At 61.4% G+C, this 7,273-nt stretch carries 8 protein-coding genes; 4 read left to right on the plus strand and 4 right to left on the minus strand.

Going from position 1 to position 7,273, the window contains the following annotated elements; all coding sequences use genetic code 11:
• Nucleotides 1-177: 177 nt before the first annotated feature.
• The 3 genes from B7G66_RS00005 to B7G66_RS00015 form a co-directional block, all read right to left on the minus strand.
• Nucleotides 178-510, minus strand: coding sequence for a hypothetical protein (locus B7G66_RS00005; protein WP_003617905.1), 333 nt, complete (start codon nt 508-510; stop codon nt 178-180).
• A 150-nt stretch (nt 511-660) separates the two neighbouring features.
• Nucleotides 661-2,523 (minus strand): hypothetical protein, encoded by a 1,863-nt coding sequence (locus B7G66_RS00010; protein WP_003617906.1) that lies wholly within the window; start codon nt 2,521-2,523, stop codon nt 661-663.
• A 138-nt stretch (nt 2,524-2,661) separates the two neighbouring features.
• Entirely contained in the window at nt 2,662-3,309 is a 648-nt protein-coding gene (locus B7G66_RS00015) for a class I SAM-dependent methyltransferase (protein ID WP_040511512.1), read from the minus strand.
• A 143-nt stretch (nt 3,310-3,452) separates the two neighbouring features.
• Between B7G66_RS00015 and B7G66_RS00020 the strand changes: the two genes are divergently transcribed.
• The 4 genes from B7G66_RS00020 (at nt 3,453) to ftsY (ending at nt 6,998) form a co-directional block, all read left to right on the plus strand.
• Nucleotides 3,453-3,854, plus strand: a complete 402-nt coding sequence (locus B7G66_RS00020) for a VOC family protein (RefSeq protein ID WP_003617908.1) — start codon at nt 3,453-3,455, stop codon at nt 3,852-3,854.
• A gap of 75 nt (nt 3,855-3,929) precedes the next feature.
• Nucleotides 3,930-4,754 (plus strand): diaminopimelate epimerase, encoded by an 825-nt coding sequence (gene dapF / locus B7G66_RS00025; protein WP_003617909.1) that lies wholly within the window; start codon nt 3,930-3,932, stop codon nt 4,752-4,754.
• A complete protein-coding gene (mtaB, locus tag B7G66_RS00030; protein ID WP_003617910.1) occupies nt 4,751-6,001 on the plus strand; it encodes a tRNA (N(6)-L-threonylcarbamoyladenosine(37)-C(2))-methylthiotransferase MtaB in 1,251 nt (416 codons plus the stop codon). Before dapF ends, mtaB begins: the two co-directional genes overlap by 4 nt.
• A gap of 1 nt (nt 6,002) precedes the next feature.
• A complete protein-coding gene (ftsY, locus tag B7G66_RS00035) occupies nt 6,003-6,998 on the plus strand; it encodes a signal recognition particle-docking protein FtsY (RefSeq protein WP_003617911.1) in 996 nt (331 codons plus the stop codon).
• An 8-nt stretch (nt 6,999-7,006) separates the two neighbouring features.
• On the opposite strand, the gene B7G66_RS18295 is transcribed toward ftsY, so the two are convergent.
• Nucleotides 7,007-7,273 (minus strand): hypothetical protein (locus tag B7G66_RS18295; RefSeq protein WP_206778174.1); only part of this gene is annotated, 267 nt, incomplete at its 5' end.

Genomic DNA, 7,273 nt, shown 5'->3' on the forward strand with positions numbered 1-7,273 from the left:
AAAGCTTCAGAAGACGCCGCCTTTTTGGAAAAAGGCGGCACCCAGAAACTTTTCTTGTCTTCAAACAATCTTTCTTATGACCTGAAACAGGCAACGCCTTTTGGGGCATTCTGAAAAAAAAGCTGATGTCACGGCCCCGGCTGTGTGCAGACAGCCTTTGATGTTTTCGAAATCGTCCTAACGGGTGGGTGTGGCCGGGACATTATCGACGCGGATCGCCTTGCCCGTGCTGTCGTAATAGACGATGGCCCCGCCATGGCGTTCGGCATAGCCATCGGGCGTGCCATGCTGCGTCCAGAACAGCAGCCGGTTGACGTCGGGCTGTTCCTTTACCTTGTCACCGGGGGGGATGAAGCGGTACTGGCTGTAATCCATATGCAGGCGTGGCAGCGGCGGGTGGCGCGAAAGCTGGTGCATGGACTGGTGGCGTTTGAAATCGGCCTCGTCCTCATCTTCCTGCGCCATGGCGGGAATGGATGACAGAAGGAGCGGGAGAAGCCCAAGGGCCACGCATCCGGCAATCCTCCAGTGTCGTTGCTTTACCGGCATATGCGTCGCGCCCTTTCGCCTTATCCACACAGGAGGGGGCAACATCCCCCTTTTTCGATGCGGGTGCAAGGCGCAGGCGTCATGGCCTGTGTGGTGGCGATCCGCAGGGGATTACTGGAATGGCAGATAGCGGAAATCAAAGAAGATCTCGCTCATGCTCGTGGTGGGGGCCCCCCCGATTCCGCCCCATGTATGCACGCGCGAATAGGCAAGCTGCGTGCCTGCCTGCACGGTGCCATACTTGCCCTTGATGAAGCGGTACCATGCCCCGATCGTGAATTCCTCCACCGATTTTATGCTTGCGGTGCAGGCTGACGACCCTTCGGTCCAGCACCCGCTATTGTCGGAGAGCGGGTTGCCATAGCCATAGGCGGTGCCATCGGAATCGAAATATCCGCGTCCCGAACGCTGCATCCCGAAATAGCCATAGACGTCGACCAGGCGGTTGGGATGGGCGATCACGCCCGCCGTCGCTTGCGCGCTGCTAAGCAGGTCGGGCGCGCCATTGGCCTTCAGCGTGGCATCAGGCAGCAGGACGGAGCCATAACGCCCGATCCCCTTGCCCGCCAGTCCGGCCAGCCGTATTTCGAGCGTGTGCGGGATGACCGGCAGGATCATCGACCCGCCGCCGCCCCATGCGATGGCGGTATGGTTCTGCCCCTCGCCACCGATGACCGAACGGTCATGCGGGAAATGGACGATACCTTCCATTTCATAATGGCCCCATGACGGGTCGCCTGCGATCTTTGCGATGATGTCGGGGGCGATTTCGTTGGAATAGTTCGTGCTGGATCCCGTCAGCCCGACGCCGTTCGATCCCACCTTGGCATAGTTGCCGCTGCCGGGGAGGGCATATTCGCCATTGTCGCTATAGGCTGAAAAACCGGTGGTGTCATAGATCGTGGCCGGGTTTTCGATCGACAGACCCGCCCACAGCCGGTGTTCGAGGAAGTCCTTGACCAGGCGTACCTGCCACTGCCGCGTCCATGTCTGCCCCGCAAGGATGGAGGATTCGATGGTTTCGGGCAGGCTTTCCTGTCGCGGTATGATGCCGACGCGATCCGGGGTCAGCATCGTCCATGCCTGTCCGATCAGGAAGTGCCAGTTGGTCTTGGCATCATCCAGCGTCAGGTACGCCTGACGCAGGCGCGGGACATAGGAATTGCTTTCATAAGGATTGGTTGTTTCCGCACTGGCGCCAAAGTCGCTTTCGACAAATCCCGCCACCGTCACGTGCGTGCCCAGCGGCGCGCGCGCCATGAGGGAGAAGCGGGTATAGCGCGCATCGCCGTTGAAATTGTCGGTGTGGAAGTTCGAACTGTTGCGGAAGGGAATGTTTGCCCACGAATTGAAGATGCCCGAGGCAACATGGCGGTTTTCCTCCAACGCGGCGGCGTCGAAGAAACCACCAAGGATGATGGATACCGCCCCGGCATGGAAGACCTTGCTGCCCAGTGCGCCGGCAGACTGCGCGCCGACGGTTTCACGGGTATGGGGGCCGACATTGTTGTTGGCCATATGGGAAATCAGATCCTCGTCACGATGGGCGACGACGGATTCGAATGTCGGGGTGTCAAGGAACGACCCGTTCGGATTGTCGGAATGCCCCCCGATATGCGGCGCGCCCATGCCCGGCGGCGTGCGTTCACCCATGGCGGTGATATGCCCCTCATGCGGGGTCCAGCCACCGCGCACATGCCCTGCGCTGCCTGATACCTGCAGGGAATGTTCCCCCGTGCCCGTGCCGGTACCGGCATGGGCGCGGTGCTGTGCGATCTGCTTGCGCATCATCGTCAGGTCGCGTTGCAGTTCCATCTGCTGTTGCTGGATGCGTTCCATCTGTCGCTCCATGATATCGAGCGATTCCGGGTCATCATCGGCCCATGTGGCGGATACGGGCACCATGACAGAGCACAGCAGCAGGGCGGCCGACAGACGGTGCCAGCCAGCGCGACGGGGGGGGAAATTCCGCATATATTACCAGTGGGCCTCGGACTACGGGTCAAGACTATTCTGTGTCAAAACATTTCCCGGCGTCGGCGTAAATGATAATTTCTTTTAAGAAGGATATTTTTACCTTCTGCAATATTCGGCCCATGCCCCGTGGGGCCGTCATGCCGCGCCTTCGTCGCGGCGCGCCGTCACGCCATAGACCGTGTCGTGCCAGACGGCATCGTTGGGCGGTGGGGTGACGCTGCCGGTATCGGTATGGGCAAAGCCTGCGCGCTGCATCACGATACGCACCAGACGCTGGCGTTCCTCCGTTTCAATCGCCTGCCATAATGCCACGGCTTTTTGCGGTACAAAACCATTGCCGTAGGTAACGAGTACCAGCCCCCCGGGTTGCAGCACACGGGCAATTTCACGAAACAGCGCGACAGGATGGCGCAGGTAGGGCACGACATCGCACAGGCACACGGCGTCAAGCGATTCATCGGCCAGGGGCAGTTCGGTCGTGTCATTGAGGTCCTGCACGATCCGTTGTGTCAGGCGCCCGTTGGCGTCAAGTGCCGGGGCATCCACACCGATGCCGATCACGGCGTCAAAGGCGACATTATCTGGCAGGTGGCTGTCACTTCCGGCCATCAGGTCAAGGATGCGTCCCCCTTCGGGCAGCATGGTGCGGTACAACGCCGTGACGGCCGTGCATGCCCCGGGGTCCAGCATCGGGCCGGAGGGACGTGCGGACCAGAAAACGGTGTCGGAGTCGTGCGACGCGCTGAGGAAGGCGCCAGGATGAAAGCCGTGCAGATCGTTCATGAATGTGCCAGATGCGACGGGGTGGGACGAAACGGCCGGTCGCCTGCACGTTTCGCCATGCGCGAAAAGACGCCACGGCATGTTGAGAATGCCGCCGGTTGCCGCCATTTACGACAGATTGAACCAAAGGAGAAACCGCAGACATGGCCCGAATGATCCATTCCATGATCCGCGTGCGTGACGCAGCCGCCAGCGAGGCGTTCTATGACCTTGCCTTTGGCCTGCGGCCAGTGGACCGGCTTGTGTTCGATACGTTCACGCTTATCTACCTTGCGAATGCGGAGCAGACGTTTGAACTCGAACTGACGCTTAACCATGATCGTGACCATCCGTATGACCTTGGTGACGGATATGGCCATCTTGCGATGTCGGTTGCGGATGTGGACGCGGAACATGCGCGCCTGTCCGCCGCCGGGATGTCGCCGCAACCGGTGAAGGACATGTCATGCGGGGCACGGTTCGTGGGGCGGTTTTTCTTTATTACCGATCCTGATGGATACCGGATCGAGGTTCTGCAACGTGGCGCGCCGGGGCGTTTCCTGTAAAAACGCGTCAGCGGGCGACTCGCACAGGGGCGGGCATTTCGCGGCCGGGACGATGTTGGCGTATATAGGGCACAGATGAAGACCAGCTTTTACAAGATGCATGGCCTGGGGAATGATTTCGTCATCATGGACGAACGTGCCAGCCGCCTTGACCTGACGCCCGCGCGCATCGCCGCCCTGTCGGATCGTCAGCGCGGCATTGGCTGTGACCAGTTCGTGGTGCTGCGCCCCGCCTGCCGTGATGGTGCGGATGTGTTCGTACGCTTTTTTAATGCCGATGGCACGGAATCCGGGGCGTGTGGCAATGCCTCGCGCTGTGTCGCGGCCCTGATCGGGGATGAACGCGGGACGATGGCCCCCGTGTTGCAGACGCGCGCGGGCCTGTTGCCAACCCGGATTGCCGGTGATGGCGTCATTACCGTCGATATGGGCCCCCCCGCGCTGGACTGGCGCGATATCCCCCTCGTGCGGGAGGTCGATACCCTGCATCTGCCATTGTGGGGGGATCCGGCCGCGGCATCTATGGGCAACCCGCATGCCACCGTGTTCCTTGATGTGGGGGATACGACCGACCCGCGCGTGCGTGGGCCGGCAATGGAATGCGACCCGCTGTTTCCCGAACGGGCCAATATCGGCTTTGCGCAGGTGCGCGCGCGCGATGACATGCGGCTGCGGGTATGGGAACGTGGCGCGGGCCTGACACTGGCATGTGGGTCCGGTGCGTGTGCCGCCGTGGTCAATGCCGTGCGGCGTGGGCTGGTCGGGCGTACATGCGTTGTGGAAATGGATGGCGGCGTGCTGTCGGTGACGTGGCGTGAAAGCGATGGCCATGTCCTGATGAGTGGTCCCGCCGTGATGAGTTTCGAAGGCACTGTGGCGCTGGATACCTATCCCCGATGAAAAAGCCTGAAATCCTGACATTTGGCTGTCGGCTCAATACCTACGAAAGCGAGGTGATGCGCACCCATGCCGCCGGGCTGGACAATGTCGTGATCGTCAACACCTGCGCGGTCACGGCGGAGGCCGAGCGCCAGGCCCGTCAGGCGGTGCGTCGCGCCCATCGTGACCGTCCCGACGCGCGCATCGTCGTGACGGGGTGTGCGGCACAGATCGACCCTGACCGCTGGGCTGCGCTGCCTGGGGTCACACGGGTGCTGGGCAATCGCGAAAAACTGGCCGCCGAAAGCTGGAGTGAAGCCGCGTTGTCGCAGGGCAATGCGGTATCCGACATCATGGCCGCCCGTGAAAGCGCGCCGCATCTGGTGACGGAGTTCGCAGGCCGCACCCGCGCCTTTGTGGAGGTGCAGCAGGGGTGTGACCACCGCTGCACCTTCTGCATCATTCCCTTCGGCCGGGGGCCGTCACGTTCCGTTCCCGTCGGCGTGGTGGTTGAACAGGTGCGCGCGCTTGTCGCCTCGGGCTATCGTGAGGTGGTGATGACCGGGGTGGATATCACATCATGGGGTGGGGACCTGCCGGGACAGCCCTCGCTGGGGCAGTTGTGCCGCAGGCTGCTGGCCCTGGTGCCCGAACTGGAACGGTTGCGCCTGTCGTCGGTTGACCCGGTGGAGATTGATGACGGGTTGTGGCAACTGCTGGAACATGAACCCCGCTTCATGCCCTATCTGCATCTGTCGTTGCAGGCAGGGTCGGACATGATCCTCAAGCGCATGAAGCGGCGTCACCTGACGCATGATGTCGCCGCCGTCATCGCGCGCGCGCGCGGATTGCGGCCCGATATCGGGATCGGCGCGGATGTGATCGCCGGTTTCCCGACCGAAGACGAAGCGCTGTTCAATGAAACACTGGATTTCATCGCAGGGCAGGCGCTGCCTTACCTGCATGTCTTCCCCTATAGCGAGCGGCCCGGAACGCCCGCGGCCCGGATGCCCGCCATTCCCATGGCACAGCGGCGCGAGCGCGCCGCGCGCCTGCGTGCGGTGGGGGCGCAGGCGGCACGTACCTATCACGCGGGATTGCTGGGGCGGCCGTTGCGGGTGCTGATGGAGACGCAGACATCCGGGCATTCCGAGGAATTTGCCCCGGTGCGGCTGGCGGATGGTGTTGCGCCGTCGCAGGCGGGACGGATCGAGACGGTGCGGCCTGTGGCTTTTGACGATAACGGACTGGTGGCGGAATTACCCTGACATGGCTCTTGGCTTTTTCTCACGACTCAAGGCGGGGCTGTCGCGCTCCACACAGAAACTCAGCGGTGGGCTCAGCGCGGTTTTCACCCGACGCAAGCTTGATGATCAGGCGCTGGAGGATCTGGAAGACCTGCTGATCTCTGCCGATCTGGGGCCGAATGTCGCGGCGAAGGTGATCGATTCCTTCCGTTCCTCCAAATTTGGCAAGGAAGTGACGGACGAGGAAGTCCGCACCGCACTGGCGGAAGAAATCGCGAAGATCCTTGAACCTGTCGCCATCCCGTTCGAACCCGATCCCGCGCACAAGCCGCATGTCGTACTGGTGGTGGGGGTCAACGGCACGGGCAAGACCACGACGATCGGCAAGATGGCCCGTTATTATGGCGAGCAGGGCAAGAAGGTCATGATGGTCGCGGGCGATACGTTCCGTGCCGCCGCCGTGGAACAGTTGCAGGTCTGGGGCGAGCGTGTGGGCGCGCCGGTCATTGCTGGCCCCCCCAATGCCGATGCCGCCGGTCTTGCGTTCGAGGCGCTGAAGAAAGGCAAGGCGGAAGGTGCGGACCTGCTGCTGGTTGATACTGCAGGGCGCCTGCATAACAAGGGCGCGCTGATGGAGGAACTGGCGAAGATCATCCGCGTGATGCGCAAGTTCGATGAAACCGCCCCCCACTCCGTCTTTCTGGTGCTGGATGCCACCACGGGCCAGAACGCGATGGAACAGGTGCGGGTGTTCAAGGAACTGGTGAATGTCACAGGACTGGTGGTGACGAAGCTGGACGGTTCTGCGCGCGGGGGGATTGTCGTGGCGCTGGCCGATGCGTTCGGCCTGCCGGTCCATATGGTCGGTGTGGGCGAACAGGCGGAGGATCTGCGCCCCTTCTCCGCGCAGGCCTTTGCGCAGGGGCTGGTGGGTGACGATATCAAGGTGATCGACCGCGAAACCCCGGCGGATAATGGGGAAAACAAGGAAGGCGCATCACCCGAGGCAGGGCAGTAAAAGGCGTTTTAAAACAATACATTGATAAGTAATGATAAAAACCCTGGTATGTTGCCTTTCCCCAAAGGGGAATGCCGTTCAGGGCTTTTATCATTCAGCAGACTGCTGGCCCTGTCTTTAGCTGTCCCTGTCTTTACAGGCAGCCTTGGAAGAAGTTTCAGGCGAAGATTTTTCCTGAAAAGCTGCGCAGCAAGGCGCATGCCTGAAAATCGCGCCTCCAGAAACTTTGAGACTGTTTGAAAAGTCAGGATCGATAAAACTCTGAAATTATAAAG

The sequence above is a fragment of the Novacetimonas hansenii JCM 7643 genome, assembly GCF_000964405.1.
Classification (GTDB): domain Bacteria; phylum Pseudomonadota; class Alphaproteobacteria; order Acetobacterales; family Acetobacteraceae; genus Novacetimonas; species Novacetimonas hansenii.